The organism is Pelagovum sp. HNIBRBA483 (genome assembly GCF_040931995.1).
In the GTDB taxonomy this organism is placed as follows: domain Bacteria; phylum Pseudomonadota; class Alphaproteobacteria; order Rhodobacterales; family Rhodobacteraceae; genus JAEPMR01.
In genome coordinates this window covers 319,372-333,999 of record NZ_CP162412.1, presented here as the reverse complement: position 1 = coordinate 333,999, position 14,628 = coordinate 319,372, and the positions used below count along the sequence as shown (strand labels likewise).

General features: G+C 53.4%; 13 protein-coding genes. 1 reads left to right on the top strand and 12 read right to left on the bottom strand.

Annotated features, from left to right (window positions below; translation table 11 throughout):
• Nucleotides 1-8: 8 nt before the first annotated feature.
• From AB1E42_RS01660 to AB1E42_RS01605, 12 genes are all read right to left on the bottom strand, one after another.
• Complete coding sequence (locus tag AB1E42_RS01660) at nt 9-593, bottom strand: helix-turn-helix domain-containing protein (RefSeq protein ID WP_368345271.1); 585 nt, start codon at nt 591-593, stop codon at nt 9-11.
• Nucleotides 594-727: 134 nt separating this feature from the next.
• The gene (iolB, locus tag AB1E42_RS01655) at nt 728-1,534 is read right to left on the bottom strand and encodes a 5-deoxy-glucuronate isomerase (protein WP_368345270.1); all 807 of its coding nucleotides are present in this window, start codon (nt 1,532-1,534) and stop codon (nt 728-730) included.
• Nucleotides 1,535-1,546: 12 nt separating this feature from the next.
• Nucleotides 1,547-2,707: a phytanoyl-CoA dioxygenase family protein gene (locus AB1E42_RS01650; RefSeq protein WP_368345269.1), complete on the bottom strand. Its 1,161-nt coding sequence runs from the start codon at nt 2,705-2,707 to the stop codon at nt 1,547-1,549.
• Between the two features lie 11 nt (nt 2,708-2,718).
• On the bottom strand, nt 2,719-3,618 hold the full coding sequence (gene iolE / locus AB1E42_RS01645) for a myo-inosose-2 dehydratase (protein ID WP_368345268.1): 900 nt from the start codon (nt 3,616-3,618) through the stop codon (nt 2,719-2,721).
• A gap of 10 nt (nt 3,619-3,628) precedes the next feature.
• On the bottom strand, nt 3,629-5,464 hold the full coding sequence (gene iolD / locus AB1E42_RS01640; RefSeq protein WP_368345267.1) for a 3D-(3,5/4)-trihydroxycyclohexane-1,2-dione acylhydrolase (decyclizing): 1,836 nt from the start codon (nt 5,462-5,464) through the stop codon (nt 3,629-3,631).
• Nucleotides 5,461-7,359: a 5-dehydro-2-deoxygluconokinase gene (iolC, locus tag AB1E42_RS01635; protein WP_368345266.1), complete on the bottom strand. Its 1,899-nt coding sequence runs from the start codon at nt 7,357-7,359 to the stop codon at nt 5,461-5,463. The genes iolD and iolC overlap by 4 nt, the downstream gene beginning before the upstream one ends.
• Nucleotides 7,360-7,375: 16 nt before the next feature.
• On the bottom strand, nt 7,376-8,380 hold the full coding sequence (gene iolG, locus AB1E42_RS01630; protein ID WP_368345265.1) for an inositol 2-dehydrogenase: 1,005 nt from the start codon (nt 8,378-8,380) through the stop codon (nt 7,376-7,378).
• Between the two features lie 377 nt (nt 8,381-8,757).
• Nucleotides 8,758-9,540 carry an ATP-binding cassette domain-containing protein gene (locus tag AB1E42_RS01625; protein ID WP_368345264.1) on the bottom strand — a complete coding sequence of 261 codons (783 nt, stop codon included), beginning with the start codon at nt 9,538-9,540 and terminating at the stop codon, nt 8,758-8,760.
• Nucleotides 9,541-9,557: 17 nt separating this feature from the next.
• Entirely contained in the window at nt 9,558-10,631 is a 1,074-nt protein-coding gene (locus AB1E42_RS01620; protein ID WP_368345263.1) for an ABC transporter permease, read from the bottom strand.
• Nucleotides 10,632-10,709: 78 nt separating this feature from the next.
• A complete protein-coding gene (locus AB1E42_RS01615; RefSeq protein ID WP_368345262.1) occupies nt 10,710-11,648 on the bottom strand; it encodes a substrate-binding domain-containing protein in 939 nt (312 codons plus the stop codon).
• A 75-nt stretch (nt 11,649-11,723) separates the two neighbouring features.
• Complete coding sequence (locus tag AB1E42_RS01610) at nt 11,724-12,539, bottom strand: TIM barrel protein (protein ID WP_368345261.1); 816 nt, start codon at nt 12,537-12,539, stop codon at nt 11,724-11,726.
• Between the two features lie 146 nt (nt 12,540-12,685).
• Nucleotides 12,686-13,732 carry a LacI family DNA-binding transcriptional regulator gene (locus AB1E42_RS01605; RefSeq protein ID WP_368345260.1) on the bottom strand — a complete coding sequence of 349 codons (1,047 nt, stop codon included), beginning with the start codon at nt 13,730-13,732 and terminating at the stop codon, nt 12,686-12,688.
• Between the two features lie 137 nt (nt 13,733-13,869).
• Here AB1E42_RS01605 and AB1E42_RS01600 point away from each other — a divergent pair, with 137 nt between their 5' ends.
• Nucleotides 13,870-14,598, top strand: coding sequence for a metallophosphoesterase (locus tag AB1E42_RS01600; RefSeq protein WP_368345259.1), 729 nt, complete (start codon nt 13,870-13,872; stop codon nt 14,596-14,598).
• The last annotated feature ends 30 nt before the right edge of the window (nt 14,599-14,628 follow it).

Genomic DNA, 14,628 nt, shown 5'->3' with positions numbered 1-14,628 from the left:
AAAGCCGCCTAGTAGATCGGCGGCGCGATCACCCAAATTACTTTGCATTGATCTTGATGCGGATTTTCCCAGCGAAATGCCTCGCCCTTAATTCGGAAGCTATCCCCCTGAGAAAGTTCGTATTTTGTAGGTCCAATCCACAAAGTCAGTTGCCCACTGACTATAAAACCCAACTCTTGGGTCGGTCGGGACACGGCCTTCGAAAGAATTGCACTAGGTTCAAACGTCGAATGGACCACTTCAAAGTCATCCGTGAGGTCAGGTGACAACAACTCCTCAACCAGTCCAACTTCCCTACTGCCAATGGGTCGCCTAGAGCCCTCACGAACGACGTGGCCCTTTTCGGCACCACGCATATTTGAGCGGAAAAGACTTGATATGGAAACATCCAGCATCCCCGCAATTTCTCTCAAATCATCAATAGACGGCGAGGAGATATCTCTCTCAACTTGGCTCAACCAGCCTACCGAGCGGCCCAATTTTTCGGCCAATGCGCTAAGGGTTAGTCCGCGAGCCTTCCGCAATGCTCTGATGTCCGCGCCGAGCGTCTCGACCGGATCAAGAAGTGCATCAGACGCGCGCAACTGAGACATGAAAATCCTCCATATTTTTTCACGTTGCCATACAGCAATGAAAAAACAAGTGAAAATTTCATATCAGCCAAAGAATTTGATGCGCAGTCGAAGACCTTGGCGATCCCGTAAGCCCAGAGGTTCGAAAAACCTTTCTAGGAATCTCTTTCCATGATCCACGCCACGACCGGATCGGGCTTGAACCGCCACTTCCGAAGGGGGCCTGCCATAACATTTAAGTAGTACATCTCGAATCCATATGGCGCGCCGCAAGGATGGTGACCACGAGGTACAAGCACCACATCACCGTCTTTGACGGCCATGGTTTCATCGAGTGATCCGTCCTCGGTGTATACCCTTTGGATGCCGAACCCATCAGCGGGGTTTATGCGGTGATAATATGTTTCCTCCAGATATGTTATATTTGGGTAATTATCCTCGTCATGCCTGTGACTAGGGTAGCTCGACCAATTACCGTCAGGGGTGAAGACCTCGGTCACTAACAAGCTGTCACAATAGTCTTCGGCTTCCATTGCAATGTTATTGATGAAGCGGGTATTTACGCCTTTGCCCCGCTGCGTAAGAGTAATACCTGCCGGTCCAATTCGCCGCGCTTCATGTCCGCCAGCACCAGGCGCCGAACAAACAGCGACGATACAGTTTGTCTCGGCAACAAGGCTCCATTCGTTACCATTGGGCACATAGAGACAATGGGGCGGCGTCTTTTCGAAAACATTCATGCGATCGCCGAGAACACCCCATTCTCGGCCAGCCGCCGTTATACTCGCCTTTCCTTCAACTAAAACGAGGATGACCTCTCGCTCGCCTGTGGCCTCGCGCGCCCTTTCCCCTGCCTGAAGGTGATAAAGTGAAAATCCAACGTAATCCCAACCTGCAGAGTCAGGGGTGACGTCATGCACCTTTCCATTCGTACCCGATGGCTTCAAATGCAGCTTTGACATCGAACACTCCCTTTACGCACTGCGTCTTTCCACCTGAGCCGACAACGCCTCCAGAAACGCTTCATAAGGCATTTGCTGCATAATCGAATCTTTGATCAATGACGCCTGAGACTGTGGCACCATGCCTCCCAGAGGCGGATCGCTATCCAAATTTGTCGGAAAAGAATATCCCGCGGCGCTTGCAGCGATGACCGCGTCAAGCTCAGCCTCGGAGAGCCCATCGTCAGACCAAGCGCGAAGCACAGATGGATAGAGCGCTTTGCACATAGCAACCCGATCCACAGCCTCTGTCGCACGCCCCATAGCCGATGAAATCTGCAATAAATTCACTAGCCGGTTTACGTTGTTACTTTTGTTTTCTCCCGCCGCGTGGAAGACGGCAGGATTGAAAAAAATAGCATCTCCCTTTTTCAACGGCAGTTGGACGAAATTATCCTCAAAAACCTGTCCAAATTCTGGGTTGTGGTACGCAAGATAACCCGCTTCAAAGAGATGCGAATACGGCAAGAGTTTCGTAGGCCCGCTCTCAATTTCCATATCAACGTGCGCGATTGCCCCTTGTAGGGTTAACAATGGAGAGATCTGATGTGCCTGTATTGGAAACCGCGACACATCCGCCGACGATTGAAACCCCAGATGATAATCTCGATGAACTGTTTGCGCCTTCCCCCCTGGACGGACCTGATTCACCTGCGCAGTCATCTGATACCAGGGGCCAAGCCAAGCCTCGCAAACAGCCGCTATCGGGTCATTCGCAAAGTATGGCAGGAATACGTCCGGCGCACGCAAGCAGAGTTTCTGGAGAGAATTCCACACTCTATCGTTGGCTCCCGCCGCGGCGAAATGATCTCCGCCAGAGCTTGATGTGCGCTCCTCATCAATGATCTTGCGATACACTTCCGATGCAGCATCGATACAGTCAGTGTCACCGTAGGCCGCCTTTAGCACAACAATGCCAGAATGTGCAGAAAACACCGCCGCCCATTCTGCCATAAGTTCCTGCCGCATTTCCGTATTCAACACGTCACGCAGCCGATCCATATCGTAGATCGGGATATTCCTTTCCACCTCGTCGACAAGCGGCACACTGTCTTTTGATAGCTTGCGCGAAATCAGCTCTTGGAATGAAGGCAGATCACAATCCGCTTCTTCGAAATAGACACCATGCCTCATGGTTCCCTCCTCTATTGGCTCACGGGAAGGCCCGCACGGTCACATACATTGAGGATGTGCTCATAACCCATTTTGGAGTACTCGAACGGGGGGGCCTTGGCTGGGTCTTGCTCCGCTTCGACAACAATCCAGCCCTCGTAATTCATCCCCTTCAATACATTCGCGATCGCCTGAAAGTCGATGCAGCCGTCCCCTGGAACTGTAAAAGCGCCTGCTATTACCGCGTCCAAGAAGCTTCGATCGTTCTCTCGAACGTCCGCGACAATGTCGGGTCTGATATCTTTGAAATGGACATGATGCACACGGTTGGCCCAACGATTAAGGGTCGCCATCACATCACCACCACCAAAAAGGAGATGTCCGCTATCGAAGCATAGCGTCACCTGCTCACTCGAGCCATCCATCAATGCATCAACTTCGGCTTCTGCTTCGATGATCGATCCCATGTGGTGATGATATGCCAGCGGCATACCTAGATCGGTGGTCCACTTCGCTATCTCGCTGAGCTTTCTTCCGTACGACTTGATTTCATCGCTTGATAACCTCGGCCTGTTATTCACTGGCGTGCCGAGTTGACCCTGAACGGTATTTGAACATTCCGCATAAACGATACACGGCGCGCCCAGCGCGATGAATTGTTCGACTTGCTGTTTGATCGCGGCCTTTTCCGTTTCGATGTCATTGACCAACAGGTTGCCCGAGCACCAACCGCCACACAAAGCAAGCTGGTAACGGTCGAGATAAACCCTGAGGCTCTCCGTATCTTGCGGCATTCTCTGCCCGCGCTCTACACCAGTATACCCAATCTCGCGTGCCTCTTTCAAAGCTTGCTCCATGGTGAACTCTGAAGTGATGTCAGGCAGATCGTCGTTCTGCCATGCAATCGGTGAAATCCCGACCCTAACGCTCATTGTCAGCTCCTTATACGCTGCGCTGTTTGCGACGTTTCTCATCAAATACTGCTCTTGCCGCGTGCACGCTCTCACGGGTCGAGACTTCAGGAATGCCGACCTCCCACCATGATCCGCCATGTGGAGTGCTCGGATAAGGGTCTGTGTCGAGCACGATTGCATAGACCCCATCATGGGATTTTGCGCGTTTCAGATGCTCTTCAAGCTCAGCAATGCTTGTTACTTTCACGGCTTTTGCGCCCATTGAAGCCGCATGGGCCGCGAAATCAATTTGGGACGGTTTTACATGATAGGATTTGTCTAGCAGGCAGTTAAATTCCTCTCCGCCTGTCCCCATCTGAAGCCTATTAATACAACCGAACCCTCTGTTATCGGTGATTACCAGCGTAAACTTGATCCCCATCATGCATGCGGTAGCCAATTCAGAATTGGCCATCATATAGGTCCCGTCGCCGGTAAAGCAGACCACATCCCGCTCCGGCTCGGCCATCTTGATACCGATTGCGCCAGCAATCTCGTAGCCCATGCAGCTAAAGCCATATTCCATGTGATACGACCCGGGTTTTCCGGCCTTCCACAATTTGTGCAATTCGCCAGGCATCGTGCCGGCAGCGCACATGACGACCGTGCCATCACTTGCAGTTCGTTGAACTGCGCCAACAACCTGCATATCGGTTGGCAAAGTATTCGAGTCATCTTCCGGCGCATCCGTCAGCGGATCCACCAACGAAAACCAGTCCGCTTTTAGCGATGCATCAGGCGCTTCAAAAACTGTGCCCGAAATGGCTGTCGAAAGTGCTTCAAGCCCAGCTTTGGCGTCACAGCAGAGTGGCTCCGCCCCGCGCTTAGCCGCGTCATATGCCTGCACATTCAGGCTTACCAAACGTCGCTCTGGATTTTCGAACAGCGACCATGAACCTGTCGTAAAATCCTGGAACCGTGTACCCACGCCAAGAACAAGGTCCGCTTGACCGCATACTGAATTGGCGCTGGTTGCGCCTGTCACACCTACCGGCCCCAGATTCAGGGGGTGATCCCACGGCAGAGCCGATTTGCCAGCTTGCGTCTCCACCACCGGGATTTGGTGTGCCTCAGCGAAAGCGCGTAATGTCTCGGTAGCGTGCGCATAGTGCGTTCCGCCACCAGCAACGATAACCGGCTGCTTGGCCTCTCGCAGAAGCGCCGCGACTGCCTCCACCTCAATTGGATCAGGCTGAGGGACGCGACGCCGCCAGACCTTTTCGTCAAAAAAGGCTTCTGGCCAATCAAATGCTTCCGCTTGCACATCTTGACAGAATGCCAACGTCACTGGCCCACAATCGGCCGGATCGGTCATCGTCCTAATCGCACGCGGGAGGGCCGTCAGTAGCTGTTCAGGTCTAGTAATGCGGTCAAAATAACGAGAGATCGGTCGGAACGTATCAGTCGCCGTAACGGTGCCATCTGCAAAATTCTCTGGTTGCTGAAGGACCGGATCAGGCCCTCTATGGGCAAAAACATCTCCTGGAACAAACAGGACTGGAAGGCGGTTAACATAAGCCAGCGCGCAGGCCGTTACCATGTTCGTGGCACCCGGCCCGATTGAGGAAGTTACCATCATCGCGCGATCCCTGCGCAGCTGCTTGGAATACGCGATCGCCGTGTGCGACATCGTTTGCTCGTTATGCGCGCGATAGGTTGGGATTTCATCTTGAACTTGGTACAAAGCTTCGCCCAGCCCGGCGACGTTCCCATGCCCGAAAATGGCCCAACAGCCCGCGATAAAATTCTCGCCCGAGGCAATCTTTTGCGCCGCAAGATAGCGAACCATCGCCTGCGCAGCGGTCAGCCTAATTGTCTTGGTCATGTCGCATTCTCCCGTGCCGTATCCCAAATCTCACAGAGCCTTCTGAACTTTGTGGCCATCTCGTCGCGAGCCTCCGCATCGCTGATCTCCCCCCGCATCCACGCTCTAGCGGCATTGCCGAAAATCGTCCGCCCAACAGCAAAGCCGCGCACCAAATGTTGCCTTGCTGCAAGTGCAAAGCTCTTGGCTAATTCAGCTTCCTCAGCTTCAAGCCCGAGCACGACAATTCCACGAACATTCGGATCATTGCTCTCGATAGCTGCAACGGCATTGGTCCATGCCGGATCTGTTTTGAAAGGCTCCAGCTTCCACCAATCAGGGTAAATCCCCGCTGCATAGAATTGGTTGATCAGGATTGCCGATGTTTCGTCATCGACAGCGCCGACCTTCGAGGGAATGATTTCCAACAGAAACTCGAGCCCATTCCGCCGAGCTGCGGTAAAGAGGTGCTTTACGCGGCGCTCCTGACGCGCGCGTGTTTCCGCATCATCATCAGGGTGTGCAAACACCAACAGCTTGACGACATTCTCGCGCGCCCACTCGCCAAGCTGCCCCAAGTCTTCTCCCAATTCAGGCTCGAACTCTATCGGGCGCGATCCGGGCAATTCCGTCGGTCGTCCGATCCATAGACCCGTACCTGATGCGCGATGCAATGCCGTTCGACCGATCCGATTGTCGCAGAGAATGCCAAACCCATTTTGCCCAGCTTGCACCTGAAGAGCGGCATCGAGGCAAAGTTCTTTGAAAGCGGAACCTTTTTGCGGCGTATAGCCTTCCATCTCCTCGAGTTGCATCCGGTGATCGAATGCAAAGGTTCGAAGCGTCGTCCAGTCTGCATGGCGGTTCGTCGCCCAATGGATCTGCTCAAGCTCCGCATCATTACGCAAATCTGGCCTCTGGACGCCACAATTTAGAAAGAACTCGAGTTCTTTCAGCGATGGATAAGCCGGTGTGCAGCCATGTCGGCTGACAGCGAATGCGCCGCATGCATTGGCGTATTTCAGCGCAGTCGGCCAATCTTCTCCGTCCAACCATCCTTTTAGCAGGCCAGAGAAGAAACCATCACCGGCACCAAGAACGTTGAAGACTTCAATTGGAAAACCAGCGCCTGTTTGGCCAAGATCGAGGCTATCGGGAATGTCGCCCTCAAACGCAACGGCGCCAGCGGCCCCACGCTTGCAAACCAGAGTCGCCTCGGAAACCGCGCGAACGGCTTTTAGGGCGGCTAAGGTATCAGTCGTTCCACCTGCGATGTGAAACTCCTCCTCCGTGCCGACAATCAGGTCGAAGAAATGCAAAGTGGATTGCAGTTTGGTCGTGACTTTTTCACTTTCAACAAAACGGCTCTCTCCATCTCCATGCCCAGCCACACCCCAAAGATTGGGCCGGTAGTCGATATCGAGCGCTGTCTGAATTCCATTCGCCCGCGCAATTTTCAGCGCTAGAAGGGTCGCGGCTTCCACCTGAGGATGGGATAGGTGGGTCCCCGTTGCGACAACCGCACGCGCTTCCTTAATGAAATCCGGGTCTATATCCTGTTCAGAAAGGGCCATATCGGCACAGTTTTCCCGATAGAATATCAAAGGGAACCGCTCCTCGTCGCGTATTCCCAGCAAGACAAGTGCGGTCAACCGTTCTGGATCGGTTATGACACCCCGCGTGTCGACCCCTTCGCGGGCCAACTGCTCGCAGATAAATCGCCCCATATGCTCATCACCGACACGCGTGATGACCGCAGACTTAAGGCCAAGCCTCGCAGTTCCGCAGGCAATGTTCGTTGGTGAACCCCCGATGTACTTGTTGAAAGAACCCATGTCTTCCAAACGGCCACCCACCTGAGCGCCATAGAGATCAACCGAACTTCGACCGATTGTAATGATATCAAGCCGCGACATCTCAACCGCCCCCTTTTCAGTTCAATATCTCGGCAAGTGAAACCGCTCTGCCTTCCTTGACCGAGAGAACCGCCGCCTCAGCAAGCGCTATGGCCATGAGCCCGTCCATTCCTGCCGTTGGCGTTGGACCGCCATCTGAAACCGCCGCAACAAAAGCCTTGATCTCGTTTGCGTAGGCCTCGGTATATCGGGTCATAAAGAAATTCAGCAGTGGCGGGCGGTTATAGCCGTTTGAGTCTGCAGTCTCTATGTTGGACTCGTGGCGGTTCTTTGCTGCGACCAACCCCTCCGAACCCAAAACCTCGATCCGTTGATCATAACCATATATAGCACGGCGCGAGTTTGTGATGACTGCCTGCCTGCCGCTGGCCGTTCGCAACAAAACATTTGCGCTGTCAAAATCCCCAGCTTCACCAATTGCTTTGTCGGTCAGAACCGAGGCCGTTGCCATGACCGAGTCCACCTCCTCGCCCAGCAACCAGCGGGCGATATCAAAATCGTGGATCGTCATATCCCTGAATATCCCACCGGAGCGTGTGATATACTCAATAGGAGGAGCCGCCGGATCACGACTGGTGATTGTGAGCATTTCCACATCACCAATCTGGCCGGTATCAATCGCTGCCTTCAGCGCCATGAAATCTGGGTCGAACCGGCGATTAAACCCGACCATCAACGTGGCATCTTCGGCCTCCACGGTAGCCAAACACTTCCGTACGCGTTCAAGCGACAGATCAACCGGCTTCTCACAGAAGATCGCTTTCCCGAGCTTCGCGAACTGTTCAATCAGATCCGCGTGTGTGTCTGTCGGTGTGCAAATGATGACGGCGTCTATATCATCACTCGCCGCAATCTCGTCTATTGTGCGTACATCACAACCATACTTCTCGCTGACGCTCTTGGCCGCAGCGGCGATAGGATCGGCAATAGCAGTCAGTTCAGCACCGGCGACCGATGCAATCGCGCCAGCATGAACTTGGCCAATGCGACCTGCCCCCAAAACACCAAATCTAACTGTCATTTGTTCTTCCTTCATTCAGGCTATGCCGCAGGGACAAATCGATAATAGTCAACAACCACGCGGGTCATCGCAATGGATTGTGCGCCCCTCACCCGGCTGGCATCTTAGTGCTGGTAACGCCGCCTTTTGCCTGATCGGTCCCAACGTTTACGCAACGCCCGGAGGCGCCAACGAAGAGTTGAACAGCAATCGTGCGGCCAGACTGACAAGCCGCGGCATGAACAAGCATGACGCTTACATCATGTGAGCCGTGTGTTTTTGTTACTTGGGCCATTGGGCGCTCTTTGTTCCGCCATATCGGAAGATACGGCGCAGGTGTGTCGCAGCAATCCACCAGTTACTGCTGCAAGTTCAGTGAGTTTAGACCAGCATTGGCGTCAGGTTACGCCCTCGACATCAAACTCAGGTTGGGTCTTCGCCCCCGTGATATAAGCAACGACATCTTGCCCGTCCGTCTCGTCTCTCTTGAGATCGGCAACGATCCGGCCACGTCGAAAGACCACGATACGATCAACAAGATCCATAACCTGACGCATGTTGTGACTGATCAAGATCAACGGCTCACCGGCTTCCTTCAGCGTCCGAATGATATTTTCCACCTGAGCAGTTTCCTGAACGCCAAGCGCTGCCGTCGGCTCATCCATTATCGTAAGCTTAGAATGGAAAGTCGCGGTGCGGGCAATCGCAACACATTGGCGCTGACCGCCTGACATGTTCCGGATTGTGTTACGGATATTCGGGATTTTTACCGCCGTCCGGTTCAGGCCATCAATCGTCGCCTGCCGCATCCCTTTGTAGTCAAGCAAACGGAACGGACCCAACCAGTTCGCGTAGGTCTTCTCGCGACCCAAGAACAGGTTGTCAGGCACATCCAAATCATCAGCAAGAGCCAGCGTTTGGAAAACCGTCTCGATTCCTGCTTCGCGCGCATCGAGCGGGCCTGCAAAGTTCACCTCCTCACCGTAAAGCCAAACCTTGCCACGGGTCCGTTGCTCCACACCGGTGATCTGGCGAACGAATGTCGACTTACCCGCGCCATTGTCGCCCATGATCGCAACATGCTCACCTTTCCGGAGCTTGAAATTCGCACCTTGAAGCGCATGAACGCCACCGTAGTGCTTGGTTAGGTCTTCGGTTCTCAGAACGAATTCGTCGCTCATTTCTTCTCTCCCCAAGCTCAAGCGCGATTACGCTGGCGGTACTGATCAAGAATGACCGCTGCGATGATGATGCCGCCCATGGCCATCAGCTGGTAGGAACCATCAAGTTTGATGTATGTGAAACCAGACCGGATAACCCCGATCACCATAGCGCCCAGTACCGTGCCGATTATGGAACCGCGGCCGCCTGTCAGACTAATCCCGCCGATGACCGCCATAGCGATTGCGAAAAGTTCATAGAACTCGCCCATGCCCGCCTGAGCGGTCACCGCTTTCGAACTCAGCACGATGCCCGCAAACGCAGCCAACATCGAAGCAATCATGTAGACCATCACTTTGTGCCGCCGAACGTTGATACCTGACATCCGCGCGGCCTCTTCGTTGGAGCCGATTGCATAGGTATGCTTGCCGTAAACTGTAAAGCTCATGATGAACTGAAAGATAATCGCGAGAATGACAAACCAGACCACCGGCATCATTCCCGAACCGATCCACGCATAGCCCTCCGTGGGGAACGAGATCGGATTACCGCCGGACCACCAAAGCGCAATCCCCCGACAAATTAGAAACATACCAAGAGTAGCGATGAAGGGTGGGATACGGAAGTAGGCAATGAAGGTTCCGTTTATCACACCAATGAACGCACCGAATGCGAGGCCGATAACGACCGGTACGACGACGGGCAGATCCATGGCCCAAGGGCCAAATATCGCCTTCGGATTTGCGAATCCGTTAACCTCTGCAACCTGCGCGAAACTCATCGCAATCATCGCCGTCGCAGCAACTAGGGGACCGGATGAAAGATCAATCCCAGCAGTGATGATGACCTGCGTGACCCCGAGCGCGATAATGCCGATTACCGCAACTTGTAGGATGATAATCTGGAGACGTGCTTCATTGAATATGCTGTCAAAACGGTCATTTGTATCGAAGAGGAAGCTTTGACCACGCATGTAAGGTGCGACTTGGCCAATAACCTCAAAAATCACGATAATGATGATCAAGGCCAATAGGATATTGAGCTCATTGGGCCAATTCCTCTTGGACTTGTCGAATGTAAGACCGCCAGTCCCGTGGCTGGTATCCGCCATGCTCGCCTCCCCTGCGATTGACTTTTAAAGTAGGGGCGGCACGAAAGAGCGCCGCCCCGAATTTTCTGGTTCGGACCTTTAGTTCTTCGCGAGGAAGTCGCCCATGTTCTCAGGCGTGACGAGAACGAACGGGATGTACACTTTCTGATCAACCTTTTCGCCAGCGATAAGCTTCAGCGCAGCGTCAATCGAACCCGTACCTTGACCAACAGAGTCCTGGAATACGGTGACATCGTAATCGCCTGCCGCCATCACAAGAAGAGCATCTTGCGATGCGTCAACACCACCGACCTGAAAATCGGCCATATCCATTCCGGCAGCTTTCATGGCCTGAATTGCGCCAATTGCCATTTCGTCGTTGTTTGCCAGTACGAAGTCAAACGGTTCGCCAGATGACATCCAGTTGGTCATCAAGTCTTGCGCTTCATCACGCGACCAGTTCGCTGTTTGCTCGTCGATGATTTCCATGAAGTTACACATGTCCATGCCGATAACATCGTAGACATCTTTCGAGCGCTGAACCGCCGCTTGGTTCGAAAGCTGGCCGTTCATCAGGTAGCCGCGCGCGCCGCTTCCTTTGCCTTCAGCGCGCAGGTTCTTACAAACTTCAAACGCGGAGAGCGTACCTGACTCGATTTCGTTTGAAGCAACGAAAGCCTGCGTCGGTGGCAGTTCATTGACGTTGTCAGGTTCACGGTTCACATAAACAAGCGGCACATCTCCTGCAGCAGCAGAAACGGCTGCACCGGCAGACGTATCAACGATGTTCACGATGATCGCATCCACGCCAGAGGCGACGAAGTTCTTAACTTGGTCGATCTGCTTCGCAATATCATCGGTCGCATCTTCCTGCTGATAGACAAGGCCATCAATGGTCGATGCATATTCGACCATGCCGTTGCGCAGGACCGTCAGCCAGTTGTCATCAAATCTCGAAAACGTTGCTCCGATTTCCTGAGCCATGGCTGTTGTCGACATCAACGCGACGACACCAGATGCAATAAGGGTCTTTTTCATGGTTTTCCTCCCATAGTTGGTGTCCGGTGCACCTATTTTTGCCGGAAACCCCAAATCGGGGTCATTCACATTCCCTCACGCCGCGGTTGCGGCAATTTGGGAAGATATGAAATCCATTGATCCTTTTATCGCCGAGAAAGCATCTTCGAGCCGGTGAATCTCCGGCGAGAAGCACTCGAACGAGAGCGGGCCGCGATACCCAGCCGATAGCAACGCAGCAATTTGATCGATATTTCCGATCCGGTCACGATGATCAACGAGCACGCGATGCTCATCCTCCATCTCTCCGATCGAGAGCAGCGGATCGACTACGCCTGAAATATGGACGATCCCCGTGCCCTCGGGAAACAGCGCGCCGCCTCCAGCAAGCGTATGATGAAACGTGTCATGAACGATCTTGATTTCGGCCTCTGCATCCAGAGATGAAATCATTTGCGCAAGTTCCTCTTTGGACCTCAACGAGGAACGCCCAAATCCCAACGGCTCAACCAAACCAATCATCCCGAACTCTCGCAAAATCGGCAAAATTGAACGCAGTGCCAACCTGAGCTTCGCCTGACGCTCCCCATTCCCGAGACCGGTTCCATCGTTCCTAGGTATCAAACTGATCGACTTCGAACCCGCCTCGACAGCTGCTTCTGTCAGCCGTCTAACCGCCACTTCTCGTTCATCATTCCAATCGTTGAACGGGTAAACTTGGCTCACGCCAAAGAGGATCAGCCCTTTGCGCCGGATTGATGCGCCAGCTTCAGAGGCGCCAATACCATCGAACAGAGGTCGGCCTAGATCGTTTCGCACTTCGACGCCGGAACAACCGAGCTGCACCGCTAAATCCAGAAATGACGCAAAGCCCATGTCAGGCACCGTCATTTGATTAAGCGAAAAGTGCATATTTCCTCCCGTCACCCGCGTTTTGCCCAGTGGCACCGCATAGGTTGAGGCGACGTTGCTGCGCAGATGAGATTCGGTCAAGCTTGATGGGGGATTTTCACATCAAAAATGACGTTTTTCTGCGCACGCAAAATGATGATTTTACGTCATGCAAGCATCTCTGGGAGGATGATAAGGGGATCGAGAAAATGTTGGCCGACAGTGCCATCGTCGTCTTTTCGGGCCGCCTTGACCATCAGGTTTACCAATTCAGGGCAAATAATTTCGAGCGGTGTCTGCATAACCATCGAGACATAACCATCAATCATCCCGGCACGGCTTTCACTGGTCAATTCGTTTACTACAAGCCCAACCCGAGGAGCAGGATGCATCTCCCGCAAAGCCGCTATCGCCCCCTCCATTCCACCCCCGGCAACATAAATACCTTTCAGATCGGGGTGGCGGTTAAGGAGGTCGAGTGTTGCCTCGTAGGTCACCTGCCGCGTCTCCAAATTGACAAGCGTATCAAGGACAGTGAAGCCGAGATCTACCTCTCGAACGAATGAACGGAATCCGACCTCGCGCAAATCATGGCCGTGCCATCGGTTTCCACCAACAAAAATTGCGAGCTTGCCGGACTGCTTGAGAGTCCGTGTGAGATATCCTGCGGCCACCCGGCCGCTCTTCATATTGTTGGTGCCAATATAATTTTTCCTGACACCCTGGGCAAAGTCATTAAGGATCGAAAAGACAGGAACACCATTGTCTTTTAACCTCTGCACCACTTGGGTGAGGCGTTGGTCGTTGACGGCACCACAGGCAATTGCATCGCAACTCTCGCCCAACTCTGACAACAACCGCGCATACTCGTCCGGCGCCTGGGACGATGCGTACCTAATATCAGCACGGATTCGAACATCGGTCCGCTGCGCGACAGCCTTCTCAATCTCCCGCGCGAAAATCTGGTAAAATTCTTGCCCCTTCTTGGACAGGATGAATCCAAATGTAACCTCGGGAACGACAGTCTTGAGCCGATCTTCAAACAAACCTTTGCCATGGTAACCGATGCGATGTGCAGCCTCGGCGATCTTTCGAATGGTCTCTTCCCTGACCCTTGCGCGGCCATTCATTGCACGATCGACGGTCGTTACACTCACACCCGCTTCGCGAGCAACATCGTTTGCAGTCGGACGTCGCGCCACATTCGCCCCCATGATGGAATTCCGTCATCATCCATACATCGATATGGAGTGATCGCCAAGTTTTTCGCGGCGATCACGCCGTTCGATCAATCTATCAATGGAATTTCCCTAACTGAAATTGCATAACGCCAGAAAATTGAGGTGACGGAATGATCTATGCTATCGGCGACATTCATGGGCAGATCGCCTTACTTGAACAAGCACTGGAGCGCATTGAGGCAGATGGAGATCAAGATGCGCAGGTTGTCTTCTTGGGCGATGTTACAGACAGAGGGCCTGCGAGCCGTGAAGTCCTTGATCTCCTTATCACCTGCCAAGAAGCAAACCCGGGTTGGATCTTTATCAAAGGCAACCATGACAGAATGTTACACTGGTACCTTGAGCCAACCCCCAAACATGATCTTCGTCTGCGACTCGGGCTGAACTGGCTCGACCCACGCCTGGGTGGCGACAAAACGCTTGCCTCTTACGGCGTTGAAGTTCGTGAAGGGCGGAGCCAACGTGACATTCACAAAGACGCCCGCGATGCTGTGCCCCGTAGGCACGTTGAATTTCTTGAAGGTATGCAACTTAGCTACCAGACGCAGGACCTATTGTTTGTCCATGCGGGGATACGTCCGAATATCCCCCTGCGAAAGCAGCGCGAAGAAGACCTCTTGTGGATCAGAGATGAATTCTTGAATCACACCCAACCCCATGAAGCGCTGGTCATTCATGGGCACACCATCGTCGACTCGCCAACCCACTATGGCAACAGGGTCAATCTTGATGGTGGCGCCGCAAAGGGGCGGGAAATTATGCCTGCTGTCTTTGAGGGAAAAGACGTCTTCGTTCTCACCTCGAGAGGACGCGAGAAAATAAACACTGACATCAAATAAAGGCCAAGCATGGGCACGCAACGCCGCAGA